Source organism: Wolbachia endosymbiont (group B) of Pammene fasciana, assembly GCF_947251495.1.
Lineage (GTDB): Bacteria > Pseudomonadota > Alphaproteobacteria > Rickettsiales > Anaplasmataceae > Wolbachia.
On record NZ_OX366360.1, the window covers coordinates 91,926 to 114,027 of the forward strand.

At 34.7% G+C, this 22,102-nt stretch carries 19 protein-coding genes and 1 tRNA gene; 12 read left to right on the forward strand and 8 right to left on the reverse strand.

Going from position 1 to position 22,102, the window contains the following annotated elements:
* The first annotated feature begins 472 nt into the window (after positions 1–472).
* The 7 genes from dnaE to OPR29_RS00425 all read left to right on the forward strand — a co-directional run bounded on the left by dnaE (position 473) and on the right by OPR29_RS00425 (position 8,401).
* Entirely contained in the window at positions 473–3,793 is a 3,321-nt protein-coding gene (gene dnaE, locus OPR29_RS00395) for a DNA polymerase III subunit alpha (protein WP_265025259.1), read from the forward strand.
* A gap of 49 nt (positions 3,794–3,842) precedes the next feature.
* A complete protein-coding gene (rpsF, locus tag OPR29_RS00400) occupies positions 3,843–4,616 on the forward strand; it encodes a 30S ribosomal protein S6 (RefSeq protein WP_211908633.1) in 774 nt (257 codons plus the stop codon).
* A complete protein-coding gene (gene rpsR, locus OPR29_RS00405) occupies positions 4,616–4,894 on the forward strand; it encodes a 30S ribosomal protein S18 (RefSeq protein WP_015587948.1) in 279 nt (92 codons plus the stop codon). The genes rpsF and rpsR overlap by 1 nt, the downstream gene beginning before the upstream one ends.
* 3 nt (positions 4,895–4,897) lie before the next feature.
* Positions 4,898–5,452 (forward strand): 50S ribosomal protein L9, encoded by a 555-nt coding sequence (gene rplI, locus OPR29_RS00410; RefSeq protein ID WP_019236699.1) that lies wholly within the window; start codon positions 4,898–4,900, stop codon positions 5,450–5,452.
* A 130-nt stretch (positions 5,453–5,582) separates the two neighbouring features.
* Entirely contained in the window at positions 5,583–6,884 is a 1,302-nt protein-coding gene (gene purB / locus OPR29_RS00415; protein WP_007302075.1) for an adenylosuccinate lyase, read from the forward strand.
* Positions 6,875–6,946: transfer RNA gene (locus tag OPR29_RS00420), tRNA-Met, on the forward strand. The genes purB and OPR29_RS00420 overlap by 10 nt, the downstream gene beginning before the upstream one ends.
* A gap of 498 nt (positions 6,947–7,444) precedes the next feature.
* Positions 7,445–8,401, forward strand: coding sequence for an IS5 family transposase (locus OPR29_RS00425; protein WP_213863789.1), 957 nt, complete (start codon positions 7,445–7,447; stop codon positions 8,399–8,401).
* A 166-nt stretch (positions 8,402–8,567) separates the two neighbouring features.
* Here the strand turns inward: OPR29_RS00425 and OPR29_RS00430 are convergent, their stop codons facing one another.
* A complete protein-coding gene (locus OPR29_RS00430; protein ID WP_265025261.1) occupies positions 8,568–9,563 on the reverse strand; it encodes an ankyrin repeat domain-containing protein in 996 nt (331 codons plus the stop codon).
* 303 nt (positions 9,564–9,866) lie between these two features.
* Between OPR29_RS00430 and OPR29_RS00435 the strand changes: the two genes are divergently transcribed.
* Positions 9,867–10,823, forward strand: coding sequence for an IS5 family transposase (locus OPR29_RS00435; protein ID WP_213863789.1), 957 nt, complete (start codon positions 9,867–9,869; stop codon positions 10,821–10,823).
* 265 nt (positions 10,824–11,088) lie between these two features.
* On the forward strand, positions 11,089–12,264 hold the full coding sequence (locus OPR29_RS00440; protein WP_265025262.1) for a hypothetical protein: 1,176 nt from the start codon (positions 11,089–11,091) through the stop codon (positions 12,262–12,264).
* A gap of 24 nt (positions 12,265–12,288) precedes the next feature.
* On the opposite strand, the gene thyX is transcribed toward OPR29_RS00440, so the two are convergent.
* The 4 genes from thyX to acpP all read right to left on the reverse strand — a co-directional run bounded on the left by thyX (position 12,289) and on the right by acpP (position 16,177).
* On the reverse strand, positions 12,289–13,128 hold the full coding sequence (gene thyX, locus OPR29_RS00445) for an FAD-dependent thymidylate synthase (protein WP_265025263.1): 840 nt from the start codon (positions 13,126–13,128) through the stop codon (positions 12,289–12,291).
* On the reverse strand, positions 13,121–14,410 hold the full coding sequence (gene murA / locus OPR29_RS00450; RefSeq protein ID WP_265025264.1) for a UDP-N-acetylglucosamine 1-carboxyvinyltransferase: 1,290 nt from the start codon (positions 14,408–14,410) through the stop codon (positions 13,121–13,123). Before murA ends, thyX begins: the two co-directional genes overlap by 8 nt.
* A 228-nt stretch (positions 14,411–14,638) precedes the next feature.
* The gene (fabF, locus tag OPR29_RS00455; RefSeq protein WP_265025265.1) at positions 14,639–15,910 is read right to left on the reverse strand and encodes a beta-ketoacyl-ACP synthase II; all 1,272 of its coding nucleotides are present in this window, start codon (positions 15,908–15,910) and stop codon (positions 14,639–14,641) included.
* 6 nt (positions 15,911–15,916) lie between these two features.
* Complete coding sequence (gene acpP, locus OPR29_RS00460) at positions 15,917–16,177, reverse strand: acyl carrier protein (RefSeq protein ID WP_010406451.1); 261 nt, start codon at positions 16,175–16,177, stop codon at positions 15,917–15,919.
* A gap of 127 nt (positions 16,178–16,304) precedes the next feature.
* Here acpP and OPR29_RS00465 point away from each other — a divergent pair, with 127 nt between their 5' ends.
* Both OPR29_RS00465 and OPR29_RS00470 read left to right on the forward strand, forming a co-directional pair.
* On the forward strand, positions 16,305–17,087 hold the full coding sequence (locus tag OPR29_RS00465) for a polyprenyl synthetase family protein (RefSeq protein WP_213863810.1): 783 nt from the start codon (positions 16,305–16,307) through the stop codon (positions 17,085–17,087).
* Positions 17,080–17,949, forward strand: coding sequence for an FKBP-type peptidyl-prolyl cis-trans isomerase (locus OPR29_RS00470; protein WP_264375137.1), 870 nt, complete (start codon positions 17,080–17,082; stop codon positions 17,947–17,949). Before OPR29_RS00465 ends, OPR29_RS00470 begins: the two co-directional genes overlap by 8 nt.
* 72 nt (positions 17,950–18,021) lie before the next feature.
* Here OPR29_RS00470 and hslU read toward each other — a convergent pair whose 3' ends face one another.
* Both hslU and hslV read right to left on the reverse strand, forming a co-directional pair.
* A complete protein-coding gene (gene hslU / locus OPR29_RS00475) occupies positions 18,022–19,473 on the reverse strand; it encodes an ATP-dependent protease ATPase subunit HslU (protein ID WP_265025266.1) in 1,452 nt (483 codons plus the stop codon).
* A 1-nt stretch (position 19,474) separates the two neighbouring features.
* Positions 19,475–20,029 carry an ATP-dependent protease subunit HslV gene (gene hslV / locus OPR29_RS00480; RefSeq protein WP_026092657.1) on the reverse strand — a complete coding sequence of 185 codons (555 nt, stop codon included), beginning with the start codon at positions 20,027–20,029 and terminating at the stop codon, positions 19,475–19,477.
* An 82-nt stretch (positions 20,030–20,111) separates the two neighbouring features.
* On the opposite strand from hslV, the gene gshA reads away from it, so the two are divergent.
* Complete coding sequence (gshA, locus tag OPR29_RS00485) at positions 20,112–21,266, forward strand: glutamate--cysteine ligase (protein WP_264336348.1); 1,155 nt, start codon at positions 20,112–20,114, stop codon at positions 21,264–21,266.
* Here the strand turns inward: gshA and OPR29_RS00490 are convergent.
* Complete coding sequence (locus OPR29_RS00490; RefSeq protein WP_265025267.1) at positions 21,263–22,063, reverse strand: hypothetical protein; 801 nt, start codon at positions 22,061–22,063, stop codon at positions 21,263–21,265. The two genes, gshA and OPR29_RS00490, sit on opposite strands and share 4 nt — an antisense overlap.
* Between the last annotated feature and the right edge of the window lie 39 nt (positions 22,064–22,102).

Consider the following 22,102-nt stretch of genomic DNA (forward strand, 5'->3'; position numbering starts at 1 on the left):
TTATTATACATTACCCACTATCCGAAGAGCTGTGCAACAAAGCCCACTGGGATCCAGAACAGGTAATAAGAAGCACTGAAATGACATCTCTATAGAACTCCTAACCAATCAAAAATATTAAGAAATTTACCAAGCAAAAAAAGGCAAAAGAATCCCCCAGTAGTGAGTTTTAACCCTATAATAATGTAAATCGGCATTGTAATAATGTGCTAACGCTTATTTAAAGCGCGTTTTGGCTGAATGTAGAAAAAATAAAAAAGACATGCAGCCGCTATAATTTTATGTAATCTGCCAATATATACCTGAGTTTTTTACTGAATTTTTGTTGTTAAATCTGCAGAGATTAAAAACAAGGATAAATACTCTTATTGTCATGATAAGAAGACTGATGAGGTTTGTCAAGTTGACTCTATTGCATATCCTTATAAGTAAATTAATGTTATCCTTAACTATTGCTAATCTAAAATTTTTTATGTTCATACACTTACGTGTTCATAGCGTTTATTCTCTGCTTGAGAGTTCGGTTAAAATTGAGGAGCTGATTGGTCTTTGTTTGCAGAACAAAATGCCGGCAGTTGCAGTTACTGATTCAGGCAACTTATTTGGCTCACTTGAATTTGCAGAATATGCAGCAAATAAGGGAATACAGCTAATAGTAGGATGCAATATTATAGTTAAACATTCAGAACAAAATTTACCAATATTGCTACTTGCAAAAAATGAACAAGGGTACACTAATTTAGTCACTTTGGTGAGTGAGTCTTTTAAAAAGCGCAAAAATAGCAGCGATATTCCCTACGTTGATTTTGATGAGCTATTAAGTTTTAATACAGGTCTAATCGCCTTAACTGGTGGATGTTTGGCTCAACTGTTATTGGAGCAAGACAAAGAAACGGTTGAAAAACTGCTTTCAGCATTCGATGGTCATTTATATGTTGAATTGCAGCGTCATGGGCTGAATAAAGAGCTAGAGCTTGAAGAAGCTTTAATAGATTTTGCTTATCAGCGCAATATACCACTAGTGGCAACGAATGATGTGTTTTTTTCAAATAGATCTGATTATGAAGCTTATGATATATTAACGTGCATATCGGAGGGCAGTTATGCCCTGGAGAATAACAGAAAGAAGTTAACTACCGAGCATTACTTCAAATCTGTGGCAGAAATGGAGGAACTGTTCAGCGACATTCCCGAAGCAATTTATAACACTTTAGTGATAGCTAAGCGGTGCTCTTACATGCCAAGAAGCAGGCAGCCTATCTTGCCTAAATTTCCTTGTCGAGAAAATAAAACTGAGAATGAAGAACTGAGGGAGCAGGCAGTTGCAGGATTAGAATTCCGCATTGCAAATGAAACGGACATAGACCTTAAACAATACTACGATCGGCTGAATTACGAACTAAGCGTAATAACTTCGATGAACTACGCTGGCTACTTTTTGATAGTTTCTGATTTTATTCGTTGGAGCAAAGCAAATGGCATTCCAGTTGGACCGGGAAGAGGTTCTGGTGCTGGATCAATTGTTGCTTGGAGCTTGCAGATTACAGATCTTGATCCAATAAAATTTGGTCTGATCTTTGAAAGATTTTTAAATCCTGATCGTGTATCGATGCCTGACTTTGATATCGATTTCTGCCAAGAGAAAAGGGACCTGGTTATTGATTATGTTCAGAAAAAGTACGGTTATGTTGCTCAAATAATCACTTTTGGAAAATTGCAAGCAAGGGCAGTATTGCGTGATGTTGGTAGAGTATTGCAAATGCCTTACTCTCAAGTGGATAAAATATCTAAAATGGTTCCATTTAATCCAGTAAATCCTGTAACTTTATCGCAAGCGATAGAGTTTGATCAAAATCTTCAGAAAGAAAGGGATAGTGATGAAGTAATTGCCAAACTTCTTGATATATCTCTAAAGCTCGAAGGAATATATCGTCACGTTTCAACTCATGCTGCTGGAATTGTAATATGCGATCAAAAATTAGAAAATTTTGTTCCCGTCTATTATGATCCAAATTCGGCTCTGCCAATCACTCAATACAGCATGAAATATGTAGAGAAAGCTGGGTTAATAAAATTTGATTTTCTTGGACTTGGTACGCTAACACTAATAGATCATGTATGTCGTTTAATTAATCGTGATAAAAAAAAATTTGATATTTCCTCAGTTTCTTTGATTGATCAAAGAACCTATGAAATGCTCTCAAGAGGTGATTCAATCGGAGTGTTTCAGCTTGAAAGTTCGGGAATGAGAGAAGCTTTAATAAAACTAAAGCCAGACTGCATTGAAGATATCATCGCTTTAATTTCTCTTTATCGCCCAGGGCCTATGGATAACATTCCAACTTATGTTGCAAGAAAGCATGGACTTGAAAAGCCAGATTACATTCATCCATTGCTTGAGGAGGTGTTAAAAGAAACATTCGGAGTAATAATCTACCAAGAACAGGTAATGGAAATAGCGCGTATTCTCTCTGGATATAGCTTAGCAGAGGCGGATTTACTCAGACGTGCCATGGGTAAGAAAATTAAGGCAGAGATGGATAAACAACGTGAACTTTTTGTTCAAGGAGCAACAAAAAACGGTGTTGATTACGACAGGGCAAGTTATATTTTTGATCTTGTTGCAAAATTTGCTGGTTATGGATTTAATAAATCCCACGCTGCAGCATATGCGATTATATCTTACCAAACAGCTTACCTTAAGGCTAACTACCCGCTAGAATTTTTTACGGCCTTGATGAATCTCAACATTGATGATAGAGACAAACTGAATTTGTTTTATCATGCTGCAAAATTCAGTGGAGTTGCTGTTCTTTCGCCTGATATCAGCAAATCTAAGGCTGAATTTTCAATAGAGGGTGAGCACATACGCTACGGAATTGCTGCTTTGCGTAATGTTGGTTTTGCTATAGCAGAAGGAATAGTAAATGCACGCTCAAGTTCTTATAAGGACATATGGGAATTCATTCAAAATTTGGGGCATATAATAAATAAAAGGGCATTAGAAAGTTTAATTAAATCTGGAACATTCGATAGTGTGCACAAAAATAGAAAGCAGTTATACGAGTCAATAGACACATTGATTTACTTTGCAAATAAAAATAGGCAGTCAAATCAAGCTGCTTTATTTGGTCATCTTGATATTCTGAAGCCAAAACTTGAGAACGTGGAAGATTTTAATGAAGAGGAAAAATTAGAGCATGAGTTATTTTCATTGGGATTTTACTTAACTAATCATCCACTTGAAAAGTTTAGAACTCTCTTGAAAAAATTAAATATTGGGTTTATCGGAGAGAGTAAAACGATAAAAACTGCTGGTGTAATATTAAATGTGCGTATGAGAACCTCAGAACGTGGAAGATTTGTTATACTAACACTTTCTGATCCCCACAATGTTTCTGAAATAGCATTCTACAATAATGAAATAATAGAAGAAAAAAGGAATCTATTTTCACCTGGAGCATTTGTGATAATTGATCTTGAAATTTCAGAAAACACAACGAGACTATCAGGAAAGGACATATCTGAATTTACAGAAAAGGTTACTTCTCTAATGAAAGGATTAGTTTTAACTGCTGTATGTTCAGACTCGCAAAAAGTTGCTGAGGAGTTGAATGCAGTGTTGAAAAATGGAGGCAAAACCAAAATAATGCTAAAGTTTCTTCTCGAAAAACATAAAGTCAGCATCTTGTTGCCAGGTACATATTCAATCACCCCCAAAGCTATTTATGAAATATCTCACTTAAGTTGGATTGAAGACGTAGAAATTAATACAAATAACTTGCTTATATAAAAAAGTTTTATATAATTAAAGTGTTTAATTGATATTAAAGGAAGATATAGTGAATCTCTATGAATTTACTTTTATAGCACAACCGAACTTATTGCAGCAAGAAGTAGAAGAAATGGTCCAAGAATTGGCTATTTTGTTGAAAAATATTAAAGCAGATGTTATTTCTCAGGAGGTTAAAGGTCTCATAGAAAGAGAACATAGCACAGTTACAAAACAAGAGCTAGAGGCAAGTACCGAAAGCATTAAAAAAAGTCTGATTGTTTACTCTGATTTTTTGGAAACTCTGACAAAAATTTTGTGGGTTGAATTGGAAGAAGATTTTTCAAATTTAAAAGAAATAAAGTCAAGAATCGATAAAGAATTGAAAAATGAACTAAGTGATACGGGAATAAAACAAAATTTTATGGACCTTCCAGGAGCTAACACTAAAAGTGCATTTATCTATAATGTAGTAAATGCTTTTAAGGAAAATATTTCACAACATCTAATAAAGCCCCTTCAAGAGGTTTTAAAAAGTTTTAAAATAGTAGACTCAAATCAATTGAATAAAACGCTGGAAGTGCTTTTGAAAAATATTGAAGCTTCAGGATTGATAAAATATGAATATTGGGGTCTATTGGATTTTGCATACCCAATAAATAAGATGAAAAGTGGTCATTACTGTATGATGTGTATAAGTTTTACTTCAAGCATTATGGATGAATTTGAGCGTAGAGTAAAACTGAATGAGAATATTATTCGCCACTTGTCTGTACGGGTTAATGAGTTTTTTAAAGGTAAATCTTACATGATGGATAAACAAATTGAGGAGAAAAGTGCATAATGATGAAAAGACGAAATAGTTTTAATAATTCTTACGTGTCTGTAAATAACAGAACTGGCTTTAGGCGTCCTAAGGTCTGTCCTCTTGCTGCATCTAAAGATGAGGACATAGACTATAAGAATATAGATTTATTGTCCAAATTCACCTCTGACTATGGTAGAATATTACCTAGAAGGTTAACAGGTGTGTGCGCAAGAAAACAAAGAAAGTTGCGCTTAGCAATTATAAGAGCACGCTTTTTAGCTCTTGCTCCTTACTGTACTAAAAAAGTTAGGTAATTTATGTTAATAATTTTAAAGGAAAATATAACAACTTTAGGTAAGCTTGGTGAAGTTGTCAAAGTTAAGCCAGGTTATGCACGTAATTTTCTTTTTCCACAAAAAAAGGCGATGAAAGCCACTAAGGAAAATTTAATAAAGTTAGAGGAACAGCGTTTATTATTGGAAGAAGAAAATACCAAAAAATTAAATGCAGCAAAAGTGCTTGCATCATCACTGCATGATAAATTTATTATATTAATAAAGCAAGCTTCAGAGGATGGAAAGATTTTTGGCTCTGTAACCACACGTGAAATTGCAAAAACTTTATTACAAGAAGGATATGATATAAGTCATCATAGTTTATCTTTGGGTGGAATAAGCATCAAAAATTTGGGCGAGTATCAAGTGAATATAGAATTACATAGTAAAGTGATAGTGCCAATTACTATATACGTTGTCAGATCTGAGAAAGATGCACATGAATTAAGGCAAGCAAAGTTGCAAAATCAGAAATCTGAGCAACAAGAGGCAGAGCAAGATGCGAGTAAAGAAGCTACTGATGCTGATGATAGCTGATCAAAGATGATCCCTTGTTATAGTCGTAAAGAAATGTCTTCCATTGCTAAGCCGGTATCATCCCAGTGCTCCCCTCATGTCATTCCAGTGCATGACACTGGAATGACACCATTATTGGAATAAATCAAAAATGATTCCACGCTATAGCCGCAAAGAAATCTCTTCTATTTGGGAAGAAAAAAATAAGTTCAACATATGGCTCAAAATAGAAAAATTAGCATGTGAAGCTCAAGCAAAATTAAAAGTTATTCCAAATGATGTTGCTGAAAAGCTCTCTGGTGCTATTGAATTTGATATTGAGCGTATTAACGAAATTGAATCCATTGTAAAACATGATGTTATAGCCTTTTTGACATATATTGCTGAAAAAGCGGGAGTTGATGTTCGTTATCTCCATTACGGAATGACAAGTTCTGATGTTTTAGATACATGCTTTGCAGTGCAGTTGAAAGAGTCATGTGATATTTTACTCAAGAATCTAAAAAATTTACTTATAGTATTGAAAAAAAAAGCTGAGGACTATAAAGATATTGTTTGTGTTGGGCGCAGTCATGGAATGCATGCAGAACCAATAACTCTTGGATTAAAATTTGCTAGATTTTATGCTGAATTTAAACGCAATTATCAGAGATTAATTAGCGCGCAAAAAGAGATCTCAATTTGTAAAATATCAGGTGCAGTAGGTAATTTTACAAATATTAATCCATTTGTTGAAGAGTATGTAGCGAAAGAAATGGGACTCATACCTGAAACCATATCGTCTCAAGTCATCCCTCGTGATAGACATGCCATGTTCTTTTCAATTTTGGGAGTAATTGCAAGCTCAATAGAAAATATTGCAATTGAGATTCGTCATTTGCAAAGAACTGAAGTCGGCGAAATCTCTGAATATTTTTCCACTGGACAGAAGGGAAGTTCTGCTATGCCGCATAAGTGTAATCCTATTTTAAGTGAGAATTTGACTGGGCTCTCACGCTTAGTACGCAGCTACGTTTTTCCTGCATTAGAAAATGTTGCATTATGGCACGAACGAGATATATCGCACTCGTCTGTGGAAAGGTGCATTGCTCCTGATGCTTGTATAGCAATGGATTTTGCTTTAGTACGATTAACAGATTTGATAGATAAATTGGTGATCAATAAGGAAAATATTGAAAAGAACTTAAATTCTTCAAAAGGCTTGGTTTTTTCACAACGAGTATTACTCGAGTTGGTAAATAGTGGTTTGGCGAGGGAAGAGGCGTATAAAATTGTTCAGAGCAATGCAATGAAAGTGAAACAAAACAATAGTGATTTTCTGGCCGAACTGAAACAAGATAAATCCTTACTTGAAGTTATTAACTCTAAAAAACTTGAATCTTTGTTTGATTTGAAGTATTATACGAAGCATGTAGATCATATATATAGCAAGGTTTTTAATGAGGCTGAGTAGCTCAGTGGTAGAGCAGGAGGATCATAATCTCTTGGTCGGGGGTTCAAATCCCTCCTCAGCCACTCAAGCTAAGCTATGGTTTGGCGATAGCAGCGCATTTGACAAAATAACGTGATTCATTGTCAATTAACTGAAGTCTTTTTTCAGTTGTTCATATAGTATATGGAATAATGTATGTGAAGTGATAAAGATACAACATTTGTTGTATCTATTCAGGGGAATGGCTAATGGTATCCGTTCAAGAAAGTGGTAAGGTAGATGAGAAAAGACAACTAAATGAATTTCATCCGAGTAGCTGACACTGACATCTATATAAAGACAATCTAATGCACTCATTTAAAGTGAAGTTTTCTGGATCCCAGTGTCTAGGCACTGGGATGAAAAGAGTTGACTTGAATGACACCGAATAGGCACTGGGACAGAGGCTACTTGAATAATATTTCACCATGTCATTCCAGCACTTGATGCTGGAATGGCTTTGTTGCACCACTCAAGGAAAGAACAGGCAGTTACTGATGGAATTTGTTATAAAATAGATATTTAGCCGACAAAGGAAAAATATGCCAATAAGAATGAAAGTCAGTAACTGCAATGAATATAACAAATTTCTTCAAGAAAGGGGAAATGTTTTTCATTATATCAACGATGCCATTGAAAATTGGTACGAAAATAGTCCAAAAGTAGCAGGTGGCAACAATGTCTACAGCGACAAAGTAGTGATTCTAATTCACATAATAACCTATCTATTCAGGATTGGTCTTAGGCAAACAGTGGGATTTATAGAGAAATATCTTGAGCAAATAGGGAAAATTTTGCAAATTATCAGCTATTCGCAGGCTTCAAGAAGGTTTAAAAAGCTTAATATCAAAATCAACGACTGCAGAGTTGATAAGAACGATATGGAAGATATTGAAATTGCTATAGATAGTACAGGTATCAGCATCTACAATAATATTCCAGGCCATAGTAAGGCAAATGGTACAGATAGAAAGTATCGCCGCTATGAGCAAACAAGAAAGCTACATGTAATGCTAGAGATAGGTAGTAAAAAAGTTATAGCTGCAAAATACAGTAGTGGAGTTTATTCCGACCACTATGGAGCCTGTGATCTTATTGAAAGAGTGGATACCAAGTATAACATAAGCACGATATATGCAGATAGGGCATATAATCGAAAGAAGTTATACAAACTGTGCGATGAGCTTGACATAAAGACAAGGATTCCTCCGCAAAATAATGCAGTAGAGCATCCAAAGTTGGATTATATGAATGAGAGAAATTCTACAATCAAGCTCATAAAGTCATATGATGAAGATGGTATGAAGAGGTGGAAAAAAGAGATAAATTATTGGAAGAGATCTTATATAGAAAGTTTTTTCTCGCGACTGAAGCAAATATTTGGATTTAGTTTTAGGAATAAATCTGAGATTAATCGTGAGAAGGAACTGCTACTCAAGTGTTATTTGCTTAACAAATTTACTGAAATAGGCATGGCTAAGTTTGATATAGCTTCATGAATTTATTATACATTACCCACTATCCGAAGAGCTGTGCAACAAAGCCAACTGGAATCCAGATCAAGTACGGCTATTATCCAAATAACCCTTCGTTGTTATTCAAGCAGCCCCTTCATTGTCATCCCAGTGCCCAGACACTGGGATCCAGGAACCTGCGTCACGCGCTCTAATATGAAGGAATGCCAGTAACTCCCTGCTGTTCATTTATTGAGTTGACAATTGGTTTTTCTGCTCCATCAACTTTAGTACTAGGCTTTAGTAATTCATATGTAGCACAACCAACTACCAGTGCTGCTGCTGTAACTGCAACCACTGCTATAACGATAGGTATCAACTGAGCTGTAATTGTTCCAGTTGTAAAAAGTGCCACTGCTATAGCAGTGCCTAATAATGTATTCACTCCACCAGCAATCATTGCCTTATTACGTGCTTTCACAAAAGAACCTCCTCTTGCGTCTAATAGAGCTTTTACTACGTCTTGATTCTTAGCATAACCTTCAGCATAAATTTCACCATACCCTTTAGCACGCTCTTTAGCATGCCATTTAATACGCATTTCAGCATAATCTAAAGGAGTCTTTCCATATCGATCTACTGCGTTAACATTTGCTCCTTCTTGGATTAAAACCTCTACTGTCTTTTCGTGACCATTCTCAGCAGCGAAATGCAAAGGAGTAATATCAACCAAATTTTTCCGATTAACATCTGCTCCTTTTTCGAGTAAAACCTTTACTACATCTACGTGACCATTCTTAGCAGCTAAATGCAAAACAGTATTACCCGAATGATATCTCTCATCAACAACTACTCCTTTTTCTAGTAAAAGGTTTACTATATCTACGTGACCATTCCCAGCAGCTAAATGCAAAGGAGTCATATCATACCAATTTTTCCGATTAACATCTGCTCCTTTTTCTAGTAAAACATTTACTATATTTGTGTAACCATTCTCAGCAGCTATCGTTAATAACGTACACTCACAGAAGAAGAGAGAAAATACATAATTTACATCAAATTTACCTTCCTCCCAATTTTTATATAGACCTTGATCCTGTTCCTCTAGTTCTGTTTTTATTTTCTCAATTATATTATTGAGATTTAAATCTTTCTCAGCCTCAATCGTCCTCAGTACTTTTTCCAGTGACTCATATTCTCCTGTCATAATTCTACCTTCAATATTAAACAATATGTTTAATTATTACATAATTATGATGAAAAGTCAACTCAAATAAGCTAATAACCGGGATTGTGAATAGTAAATTAGATTCAAATAGCCTCTTTGGTGTCATCCGAGTAGCTTGACACTGGAATCTAACTAAGTTGGTAAACACGAAAGCGCTTTTTTTGACGGAATTGCACAAAAAAACTGGATGCCAGTGGGCTTTGTTGCACCACTCAAGGAAAGAACAGGCAGTTACTGATGGAATTTGTTATAAAATAGATATTTAGCCGACAAAGGAAAAATATGCCAATAAGAATGAAAGTCAGTAACTGCAATGAATATAACAAATTTCTTCAAGAAAGGGGAAATGTTTTTCATTATATCAACGATGCCATTGAAAATTGGTACGAAAATAGTCCAAAAGTAGCAGGTGGCAACAATGTCTACAGCGACAAAGTAGTGATTCTAATTCACATAATAACCTATCTATTCAGGATTGGTCTTAGGCAAACAGTGGGATTTATAGAGAAATATCTTGAGCAAATAGGGAAAATTTTGCAAATTATCAGCTATTCGCAGGCTTCAAGAAGGTTTAAAAAGCTTAATATCAAAATCAACGACTGCAGAGTTGATAAGAACGATATGGAAGATATTGAAATTGCTATAGATAGTACAGGTATCAGCATCTACAATAATATTCCAGGCCATAGTAAGGCAAATGGTACAGATAGAAAGTATCGCCGCTATGAGCAAACAAGAAAGCTACATGTAATGCTAGAGATAGGTAGTAAAAAAGTTATAGCTGCAAAATACAGTAGTGGAGTTTATTCCGACCACTATGGAGCCTGTGATCTTATTGAAAGAGTGGATACCAAGTATAACATAAGCACGATATATGCAGATAGGGCATATAATCGAAAGAAGTTATACAAACTGTGCGATGAGCTTGACATAAAGACAAGGATTCCTCCGCAAAATAATGCAGTAGAGCATCCAAAGTTGGATTATATGAATGAGAGAAATTCTACAATCAAGCTCATAAAGTCATATGATGAAGATGGTATGAAGAGGTGGAAAAAAGAGATAAATTATTGGAAGAGATCTTATATAGAAAGTTTTTTCTCGCGACTGAAGCAAATATTTGGATTTAGTTTTAGGAATAAATCTGAGATTAATCGTGAGAAGGAACTGCTACTCAAGTGTTATTTGCTTAACAAATTTACTGAAATAGGCATGGCTAAGTTTGATATAGCTTCATGAATTTATTATACATTACCCACTATCCGAAGAGCTGTGCAACAAAGCCCACTGGGATCCAGTGTTCATATAATCTCATCACAAACGTTTATTTTAATTTTAGACCAATACCCAATTTAGAATCAAAATTCCTAGGTTCCAGTGTCAAGCACTGGAATCTACTATGCAATTTACTTTTTTATATAACAAATAATATTAATTTATTAATTGACAGGTGGCGTGGGTTATACTATTATTAAGATATATAGTTAATATCTTAATAATTAATATGCCAAAATATGTTAATCGCATTGCTCAATCTATTGTATTAAAAGTCTATACTGATAAGGAACATCCTAGAGTTAAAGTGTTTTGTAAAACTGAAGATAGAGAAGATGGACAAGTTGAAACAAGACTCTCAAAACAGGAAATTGCGGATTTTTTAAATCAATTTGCCAATAAAGGAAAGCACCAAATTTCTATCAGTAAAAATGTAGAACAAGGTATAATTAAAGATATAGAAGGTATACGTAGAGAAAATGGTAGATATGTATATAAAGCGCCAGATTTATCAGCTGAAGAACAATATAATAAATTGTTTGAAAGTGAGCAAGCCATTCAATTTGATTTGAATACTTTTATGTCAAGTAGTATATCTGAAATTGCACAACTGAAAGATAGATTTGAAGAAATTTTAGGTTTTGATCCCGAAGAAGGGTTATGTCACTCATTAAATTACCTTATTACTTTTATGAAATTAGAGAATAGGCAAGATTTTGTTCAATTCCTCGAGTCTGATAATATTATATCTGAACAAGATTTTATGGATTATATTGATGGAAGAAAAGAACAAACTACAAAGTTATTAATGATGCAGTTTTTATCGCAATTCTTACCTATTATTAATGTTCAGAGCATTGAAAAGCGAGAAGGAGATCCATTTTATTGTCATGAAAAAATATATGAGCAATTGTATAAAGCTTTATCTTTAACAGAAGTATGGATCTATACTTATCAGGAGCAAATCAAACGTGCGTTAAATGATGTGGAGATAGAATGCTACTTAGAATTTGGTTGTTTTGGTTATGCTTGTAATAAAGCAGGTAACAAAGATAATAAGAGTATGGCGCATTCTATGTTGGTGTATAAAGCAAGGAATGATAAATACGTATTTTTTGATCCTGATAAAGGAGCAGTTGGCGTTTGTCCTAATACAGGAGTTGCCAATTTTACATTAGAGGAAGTTTGTAGAACAATAGAACTTGCTGTAAGAAATTATTCATATGATATGTTTGAAAATTCTCCAGATTATTGCAAAGTTCATATTGTACTTAGAAATGCAACACTGATTTCAAAGAAAGCTGAAAAACTTTATGAAACAACAGAAAGAACAAATTCAAAAATAATTGATATATCAGTTGATAAAGGAATTAATAAATTGTTGCTCACACCTGCAAGTCTGTGAAAGGACATAACTCGATCTTTTTGGCTATTTACCAAGTATAGACATCAGCTCATTCCATTCTCTTTTACCAATGCCACTTTCTTCTCTCGTAACATTTTCTCCTTTTATTAGCTTGCGAATTATCTCAAGACCAGTTTTTGAAATGCAGGCTGATTTTAGCGAGTATTCAACAAAAGCATTATAGGCCAGCGGGACCCATTTCTTCACTATGTCCAACATAACTTCTGCATAGACTCTAATTTCATATTGGGCGTGCTTATCAGCTCTAAGCCTTAAAAAGTGAAGAAGGTTGTGTAAATCTATTTTCCAATAAAACTGAGTATAGTAATTAAGTGTTAGATTAGTTCGGGCAATTTCCCTCGCAAGGCCCTGCTCAATAAATTTCTCATAATGAGAATATACTAAATTAGAATCATTTATTAGAGAATCTATTATTTCTTTGGAAGTATTTGAATCAAAAGCTTCACCGCTGCCTTGTTTATTATTATCAGATTGTTTTGCAACCTGTTTTGGTTCTGGTATATAAAATTCATTATCAAGTATCGAATACCTTCCAGAATATTCATTCACATTTGCAGTTCTGTGTCTTATCCACTGTCTTGCAATAAAAATTGGAAGTTTCACGTGAAACTTAATTTCACACATTTCAAATGGAGTTGTATGATGATGCCTCATCAAATACTTTATAAGCGCTTCATCTTGATTTATCTGTTTCGTTCCTTTTCCATAAGAAACACGAGCAGCTTGAACTATGGCGCTATCAGAGCCCATATAATCAATTACTCGAACAAATCCATGATCTAACACCTTATGTTCTTCGTATAGAATTTCATCTATTTCTTTTACTGTAGTTCGCTTATTCATAACATGTCCTCAAGGAAATATCGGCTCCACACGAATTGAGTTTTTCGTCCATCGCTTCATAGCCTCTCCATAAATGATGTGAGTTATTTATTGTAGTTTCTCCTTTAGCTACCAAAGAAGCAAGAATTAAAGCTGCTGTTGACCTTAAGTCATTAGCATGCAGATTAGCTCCAGATAAGCTCTTTATTCCACTTATAGTAGCTTTACTTTTTTCGATGCTAATGTTAGCACCTAATTTTCTTAACTCATTTGCATGTGCAAATCTACTTTCAAAAACATTCTCTTCAATGATTGATATTCCATCTGCAATGCACATAGCAGACATTAGTTGTGGTTGCATATCGCTGGGAAAGTCGGGATATGGATTTGTTGTAACGTGAGCAGATTTAATAGAGCCATTTTTTCTAGAAATAATAATAATACCATCATCATGTAACTCAACTCTGGCTCCTATAGTCTTCAATTCATTTGCAATACATTCTATATCAGACAAACTTACTCCTTCTAACTTTAGCTCGCCGTCGGTAATGATAGCAGCCAAAGCATAAGTACCGGCCTCTATGCGATCTGGTATTATTTTATGCTCACACCCATTCAATGCTTCAACACCTTCTATTGTGATTTTTGTGTTATTAACTTCAATATTGGCACCCATACTCTTCAGAAACTCTATTAAATCAACAACTTCCGGCTCGATTGCAGCATTGTTTATTATTGTTACTCCCTCTGCAAGTGTTGCTGCCATTATTATGTTTTCCGTTGCACCAACACTCACTTTTTCAAATGTTATTTCTTTTCCTTGCAATTTCCCCTTTATTGTTGCAGTCATATTACAGCCATCAATTTGAATTTTAGCTCCCATTTCTTCGAGCGCCTTGATATGCATGTCAACAGGACGTTTTCCAATATTACACCCACCAGGAAACACTGTTGCAATTTTACCAAATCTACTGAGCATTGGACCTAGCATTAAAAAAGATGCTCGCAGTCTGCTTGCAATTTCATGTGATATTAAATAGTTATTGATATTGCTACAGTCAATTTCCAAAGTGTGATTTGCTTTATAGTCTTTATTGCATATAAAATTTACTTCTGCACCAAGACTCTTAAGCAGCTCAGACATCAAATGCACGTCAATTAAATCAGGTACGTTATGCAAAGTTATTGAAGAATTACTAAACAAGCTTGCCGCCATTATTGGCAAGACGGCATTCTTTGAACCATTAATCTTGATTTTTCCAATCAAGGGCTTATGGTTACTTCTTACTAATATTTTATGCATTTAATCAAGCGATAGAACTTATCAAGTAAGTATAATAGGTTAGCGGTAAAAGGCAAAATTTTGCTTTTTCTTCTTCTGTCATTCGAGTAGCTGACACTAGGATCCATTTCTTCATCATCATCAAAATGTTATATTTCAACATTACTTTTATGCTGACCAATTTAACTGGATTCTAGTTTCAGCTACTCGAATAACATTTTCGTAGTCGATTCAAAATAGCATAATTAACTACACCTTTCCAAAGATGAGAGACGCGTTGGTACCACCAAAACCAAATGAATTAGAAAGCGCATATTGAATTTTATGCTCTTGAGCTTTAAGTGGTACAAAATTTAAATCACACCCTTCTGAAGGTTTGTGTAGATTTAAAGTTGGTGGAACAATTCCATTGTTTAATGCAAGGATACTAAATATTGCTTCAACACTTCCTGCGGCACCAAGTAAATGTCCTATAGAAGATTTAGTCGAGGAAACAGGTATTTTATAGGCATAGTCACCGAATAACTGCTTCATTGCTATTACTTCAACTTTATCCCCAAGTGTTGTTGAAGTCCCATGTGCATTGATATACCCAATTTGACTTGGGCTTACTTGTGCACTCCTTAAAGCAAGTTCCATTGCCTTAAGTGCGCCTCTTCCTTCTGGATGTGGTGCTGTGATGTGGTGCGCATCTCCTGTGAGTCCATATCCAGTGAGTTCCGCATATATTTTTGCTTTTCTTTTTTTTGCATGTTCATACTCTTCCAGCACTAATATACCTGCTCCTTCGCCCATGACAAATCCATCACGTTCTTCATCCCATGGCCTTGAGGCCTCTTCAGGCTTATCATTGAATTTAGTTGATAGCGCCTTCATCGATGCAAAACCTGCAATTCCAACTCTGCATAACGCGCTTTCTGCTCCGCCTGCAATCATAATGTCAGCTTCACCGAGTTTTATAGCTCTTGCTGAGTTTATAATCGCATGCGCACCTGTTGCACATGCAGTTACCGCTGAGTCATTTGGACCTATAAATTCGTATTTAATAGAAATATGACCAGATATCAAATTTATTAGACTTGCAGGAACAAAAAATGGGCTAACACGTCTAAGCCCCTTCTCCTGCATGGTAATTACATTTTCCTGAATTGACGGAAGACCACCTATACCAGAACCAATAGCTACACCTATTCGCTCTTTATTAATATTTTTATTTTCCAAAATTAGTGAATCTTCTACTGCCTGAACAGCTGCTGCAATTCCGTAGTGAATAAAACGATCTGTTCTTTTTAGGTCTTTTTCAGAAATATAATCTGGTGGATTAAAATAATGCTCAATGTTATCGGATTGCATAGGCACCTGCCCTGCAACCTGACAAGCAAGATCAGAAGAGTCGAACCTATCTGTATTGATTGCTTTGATGCCAGATTTACCTTCTTTCAGCTTTGACCAGGTGTTATTAACATCTGCTGCTAGTGGAGTAATTAAGCCAACACCGGTAACTACTACTCTTCTGCTCATTCAACATCAATTGTTTGCTTTGTTTACTACATATTCAACTATCTGTTCCATAGTTTCCATTTTTTGCGCATCTTCATCAGGAATCTCTATACCAAATTCTTCTTCAGCTGCCATGATTATTTCAACTGCATCTAAACTATCTGTGCCATGGTCTGAAAGCTTTGAAGAACTACCAAATCCCTCTACATCCTTACTGATGTGCTCTAGTATAATCTTCTTTACTTTTTCTTCTATATCTTCCCTAGTGCTTTTTGCCAATTCGCTCATTTCTTACTAAAAAATAACCTATTCTCTGATGTTATAAGAAATTTTGATGTTTGCAATAGCTTTTATGATTATATAAACTATTAAAAACTTCCTATCTCTTAGCACTCGATAGTTAATAAATTTAAAAATGCTAGACGAAACAACAAAAAATTTGCTTGTTGTAGAAGTGAATAAGCTCTTACCTGAAAATAGCGAGAATAAACTTATATCAGCTATGCGTTATGTGCTTCTTGCTCCTGCAAAACATATACGTTCTTTTTTAGTTATAGCATCTTCGTCGATATTCAACATAAAGGTTGAAAAAGCAATAACAGCAGCAGCAGCAATTGAATTTATTCATGCTTACTCCCTAATTCACGATGATCTGCCATGTATGGATAACAGTGACACCCGCAGAGGCCAGCCAAGCTGCCACAAAAAATTTGGTGAAGCAACAGCAGTACTGGCCGGAGATGCATTACTTACCCTGGCTTTTGAGGTATTATCTTTGTTAAATTGTGAGATCATAAAAGTGCTCTCTCAAGCAATAGGAATGAAGGGAATGGTGGGAGGGCAGATTTTAGATATAGGTGCAGATTTTGACAAAATAAAAGAAATTCATTTGATGAAAACTGCAAAACTATTTGCAGCTTCATGTGAAATAGGGGCTATAATAGGCGGCGCTACAGACAAGGAGCGGGAAGCATTATATAACTATGGAATAAATCTAGGGCTTATTTTTCAGTCCAAGGATGATATCGAAGACTATGAGCAAGATAAAACAAACAATTTAATGTCCGTGCTTGGCAAAAATGAAATGGAAAACTATATAGATAGTCTCTTTAAACAGGCCTCAGATAATTTAAGTACGCTTTCAGGGAATACTAATGACTTATATGATTTATTGAATCAAGTAAAAAAAGATGGTTAAAAAAATTATATTACAAATATTTATCTTTCTAGTAATGGTTCTCACTTTAGCTTCTGTTTTTATAATCACTATTGTTTATATAAATAAAGATAAACCGGAAAAAGAGGACAAGCTTTACGAGATAAATGCCACACATGATGGTTTAACACAGACGATAGCACGTTATCTAGTAAAGCCCATACTTGAATCAGCACTTGATCGCTATATTGAAAAGCATGGGCTAGCAGAATATTTAGAAGAAATAACACAGCAAAAGGAAGAAGAGACGATAAAATTTTATGAAATTACTGAAGGCAGCGGCAGTAAGGCTTTCTGTGGCCAAGAAGTCCTGCTACAAATGTACAAAATATCCAACAATCTGGCAGCATTACCAAGTCAAGTCTCTGATATTACTCTGAGAATAGGTGAAAAAGAAGTGAGTTTAGGGGTAATAGGTATGAAAGAAGGTGGAGAGCGTGTAGTTACTATTGCCGCTGATGACAACAAAATGAGTTTTAACTCTTATTACATCAAACTGATTGAAGTAAAAGATAAATATCCTGATTCAGTAAATAACCTAATGATTTTTAATGACTTAATTAACAAAACTAGAAAACAAGTAAAGTGTGGTGATGAGATATCGGCTCAATATAGCATAAAGAGATATAATGGTGAGTATATAGTCAAAGATCAAACAGTGCAGTTTAAAGTTGGTGACAGAAAAATGCCGCTTGCTATAGAACTTGGAGTTGTGGGAATGAGAGCTGGTAATAAAAGAACAGTTCTTTCTCCACCTGATCTTTTAACTGATGTGTTAACAAAAGGCATAGATTGTGATATTGCAATAATTGATTTAAGCTTGAATTCTACTATTGAAAAATAGCTTAAAGAATTACGAAGTAAGAAAAAATAAAACTTCTTGAGTGCTATATATTACTTAAAGAAAAAGTTTCTTCTAAAGTATAAACTTAGATAAATCAAGCTGCTTTGAAATTGATTCAAGCTTATCTCTTACGTGCTTGCTATCTATAACAAATTTCTCATTATTTTTTTCAGAAGCGATAAAACTTATTTCATCTAAAAGCTTCTCCATGACAGTATGAAGTCTTCTTGCACCTATATTTTCTACTTCTCTATTAACTGTAAATGCTATTTCAGCTATAGTCTCTATACCATCATCAGTAAACTCAAGTGTTACATTTTCCGTTTTCATTAACGCTATATACTGTTTTAACAAACTAGATTCTGGTTCCTTTAATATTTTTATTAGATCCTCTTGAGTAAGCGCCTTAAGTTCCACTCTAATTGGCAATCTACCCTGTAATTCTGGTAAAAGATCAGATGGCTTAGATAAATGAAAGGCACCAGATGCAATAAATAATATATAGTCTGTTTTTACGGGGCCATACTTAGTTGAAACAGTTGTTCCCTCAAGTAATGGTAACAGATCGCGCTGCACTCCTTCTCTGTTGACTTCACCTTTTATTTCTGTACGTGCTGCAATTTTATCTATTTCATCTAAAAACACTATGCCTTCATTGCTAACAAGATCAATCGCTTCTTTGATTATCTTGTCTTCATCCATTAACCTTTCGCTTTCTTCATTAATCAATATTTCACGTGCTTCTTTCACTTTAACTGTAATAGTTTTTGTTTTTTTGCTCCCATTAAACATCTTGCCCACGATTTCTGTTACGTTCATCACACCAATTTGCCCACCTGGCATGCCAGGTATATCAAAAGTGGGTAGCATACCCTTGCTCTCCCTGACGTTAATAGAAACTTCTCCATCTTCAAATTCCTTATTTCTCAGTCTTTCTCTGAAAACTTTTTTGCTTTCCTCGGTTGCATCTTCACCAACCATGGAGTTGACTATTATCTTTTCAGCCAAACCTAAAGCTTTTTTAGTTAAGGCTTTACGTGCTTTTTCCTTAACTAAAACTATTGCTGCATCAACTAAATCACGTATTATCGAGTCAACATCACGTCCAACATATCCTATTTCAGTAAATTTCGTTGCTTCAACTTTTATAAAAGGTGCACCAGCAAGCTTTGCTAAACGGCGAGCTATTTCAGTTTTACCAACTCCCGTATGGCCTATCATGAGTATATTCTTAGGTATAATCTCTTCACGTAGTGGAAGTGGGACTTTATTTCGACGCCAACGATTCCTGAGTGCAATAGCAACAGCGCGCTTTGCGTCATTCTGTCCGATTATAAATCTATCCAACTCTTTAACTATCTTCTGTGGTGGTAGATCATCTAATAAAGCTTGTGAGCTTTGGATGCTGCTACTTTCTGTACCTTCATTTTCATAGAGGCCGTTTTTTTTATTGCAGTCATCATTATTATCAGATTGACCTACTACAGGTTGACCAGAAGAATTGGTACACAAAGTTCTTGACATATTACTCCTTTATTTTTTCAATAATTAGATTATGGTTTGTATAAACACATATATCGGCAGCTATCTTCATAGCCTTTTTTGCAATCTCCTCTATTGATATTCCTTCAACGTCAATCAAAGCTTTTGCTGCAGATAAAGCAAAATTTCCTCCAGAGCCAATGGCTGCAATGCCATCTTCAGGTTCAAGAACATCACCCGTTCCTGTAATGACCAATGAAATGGACTTGTCTGCCACGATCATCATAGCTTCTAATTTTCTTAGATATTTATCCATTCTCCAGTCTTTTGCAAGTTCAACACATGCCCTCATTAACTGTCCTGGGTGCTTATCAAGTTTAGATTCTAGCCTTTCGAAGAGAGTAAATGCATCAGCTGTTGCTCCAGCAAAACCGGCAATTACGGAATCACCAGAAAGACGCCTAACTTTTTTTGCTCCAGATTTTATAACGGTATGGCCTAGCGAGACTTGCCCATCACCTATTACTACTACATTTTTGTCTCTTCTAATTGATAGTATAGTAGTACCATACATTTTACTGCTGTCATGATGAATCATTTTTTTGTTATTTTAATTCGTTATATTATATTAAGATTATAACTTATAATATAGTACTTTTCTTATAACATTTAAAGTGTAGATGCAAAACATAATTCGCCCAGATTTGGAAAAAAGTATAAATAATTGGTTTGAGGCAAAATTTAACGGCCTTACATTGCCATTTTATAGCTCTATAGATCTTAGAAACTCCAGCTACAAAATTGCCCCAGTGGACGCTAATTTATTTCCTGCAGGGTTCAACAATCTAAGTGAGACATCAAGAGCAACAGCAGCAAAACTAATAAAAAGTTATTTTGAAACAAAACAATATAAAAAGACTCTTATAATACCGGAGAATTACACACGAAATAAAATGTATATAGAAAACGTATTTGTTATAGAGAAAGTACTGCAACTCGCAGGTTTTGAAACTAGAATTGGCCTCTTTCATAATGAAACGTACAATTTAATAGAACAGTATGAAACTGTTGTGAAAGAAAACTCTTTGCTGAAGACAACTTCAGGATTTGTGCCTGATGTTATTATACTGAACCGTGATATGACTAGCCACATTCCAGACACGCTAGAAAACGTAAAACAAGAGATAGTGCCAAGTCCATTATATGGCTGGCACAGTAGGCAGAAATTTCAATATTTTGAAATCTATCAAAAATTAGTGTCCGAATTTTGTGGCGAATTTAAAATGGACCCATGGCTTATTTCTGTGCTTACAGAAAGCTGTAATGGAGTTGACTTTAATGATGATTCATCACTAGGAGCAGTAGCGACTAAAGTTGACCAAATATTATCTCTAGTGCAAAAAAAATATGAGGAATATGAAATAAAAACACAACCTTACGTTTTTATCAAAGCAAGCAATGGCACATATGGAATGGGCATTATAACAGCAACAAGTGGAAAGGAAATATTAAATCTCAATAAAAAAAAGCGTCATAAAATGAAAAAGATAAAAGAAGGAATAGCAATCAATAGTGTTATTATACAAGAAGGTGTACCAACTATTGACATATTTAAAAGTAGTTCTGCAGAACCGCTAATATACTATATAGGAGATACTCCAACATGTTACTTATACCGATGTAATAGCAGGAAAGATGTATATTCTAGCTTGAATTCCACTGACTGTGAATTTTATGATATCAGCCAAGAAAATAAAACTTTGCCACTTTGGAATATTGTTAGCAAATTAGCAGTGCTAGCATTGGCAGTAGAAATTAAGTCTTTTCATCTCTAATAATTAATTTCTACAATGCTGCCATTATGCTGAATATGGTGAGCGTCATCAAGTCCAGTAGAAGGATCAGTACCATTATTAGGTTGATTGACAAACTTATCGATGTTTGATACTAGATATGCTATACTTAGTATCAAACTAACCGTAACAGTTAAGTTGAAATTATAGATTATGCCACCACCCAAGTCTATTGGTATGGTTGGAAGTTCCATTCTTTTTAATATGAAGCTTAACAAGCCCAATGACAAAGTGAATGTGCTAAAAATAACTTCTTTGCCATATTTAGCAGACTTTTCAGAATCCTTATTATCTAGATACTTCTTCCATGTATAATAATAGTTTATGCATTCTGAAAATAGAAATAGAACTGCTGATGTTAAGCTAATATAACTTATTACATCCTTGTTGTTTCTAGCTAAGAAATGAATGATTTTTGTCTGCATCAATATTCCTATGACACAGTTTGCCAAGAAGGCTAAGCTACCCACAACCTGTATTGGTTTTTCAGGTTCATTTCCCCCTTTACCATTCTGAAGTTTTTTAGATTTATATCCAGCTAAATTGAGACCAAAATGAAGAGCAAATATTATTGATGTTGGTAGTTTTATGAACTTAGAAATATCTAATATAGTACAAATATTGGATCTGTTGTTATCAATAAACTCGCAACAGAATTGCAATGAAATTTTACACAATATGCCTGTTAAACCTACTGCAATACAATACATCTTTCTAATATCATGATTGTGAGCATCATGTATACTTTCTATAAATGTATTTGGCTTACCTTTTGGCATAAGTAGATAATAAAATAATAACTTTTTAATATTATACTA